The 1,023-nt window shown below is 63.5% G+C and carries 1 protein-coding gene; it reads left to right on the top strand.

Going from position 1 to position 1,023, the window contains the following annotated elements:
• Positions 1-15 precede the first annotated feature (15 nt).
• Positions 16-1,023, top strand: a 1,008-nt coding sequence (locus ACIGG8_RS42910; RefSeq protein ID WP_396554000.1) for an amino acid adenylation domain-containing protein, incomplete at its 3' end; no start/stop codon positions are given.

The raw sequence follows: 1,023 nt of genomic DNA, 5'->3' as shown, positions 1-1,023 counted from the left end.
GGTGCGGAGTCGTTCGTGGGGGTGGTGCTGCCGCGGTCGGTGGAGTTGGTGGTGGCGCTGTTGGGTGTGGTGAAGGCGGGTGGTGCGTATGTGCCGGTGGATGCGGGGTCGCCGGCGGAGCGGGTGGCGCAGGTGTTCGGTGATGCGCGTCCGTTGTTGGTGATCGATGACCCGTCGATGCTGGATGTGTCCGGTTTTTCGGATGCTGTGGTGTCGGATGTGGATCGTCGGGTGGGGTTGTCGTTGTCGCATCCGGTGTATGTGATTTTCACGTCGGGGTCGACGGGTCGGCCGAAGGGTGTGGTGGTTGAGCATCGTTCGGTGGGTGCGTATTTGGTGCGTGCTCGTGAGGTGTATGGGGATGCGGCGGGGTTGTCGTTGTTGCATTCGTCGGTGGCGTTCGATCTGTCGGTGACGGGTTTGTATGCGCCGTTGGTGAGTGGTGGGTGTGTGGTGTTGGCGGAGTTGGATGAGCGGGCGGGGGAGTTCGGTCGTCCGTCGTTCATGAAGGTGACGCCGTCGCATTTGGGGTTGTTGGAGGTGTTGCCGGCGGGGGTGTCGGCGTCGGGGATGTTGGTCACGGGTGGTGAGGCGTTGGTGGGTGAGGCGCTGGATTCGTGGCGGGTGTCGAATCCTGGTGTGGTGGTGGTGAATGCGTATGGTCCGACGGAGGCGACGGTCAATTGCACGGACTTCCGGATCGAGCCTGGTCAGGTTGTGGGTTCGGGTGCGGTGCCGATCGGTCGTCCGTTCTGGAATACGCGGGCTTACGTTCTGGACGGGCGGTTGCGTCCGGTTCCTGCGGGTGTGGCGGGTGAGTTGTATGTCGCGGGTGTGGTGTTGGCGCGTGGGTATTGGGGGCGTGCTGATCTGACGGCGGAGCGGTTTGTTGCCGATCCGTTCGGTTCCTCGGGTGCGCGGATGTATCGCACGGGTGATGTGGCGCGGTGGAATGCCGATGGCCAGCTGGTGTATGTGGGCCGGGTCGATGATCAGGTGAAGGTTCGGGGTTTCCGGATCGAG

It is taken from the genome of Kitasatospora sp. NPDC085464, assembly GCF_044541955.1.
Lineage (GTDB): Bacteria > Actinomycetota > Actinomycetes > Streptomycetales > Streptomycetaceae > Kitasatospora.
The sequence above is the reverse complement of the archived record's forward strand: the minus strand, read 5'-3'. Positions and strand labels throughout refer to the sequence as shown.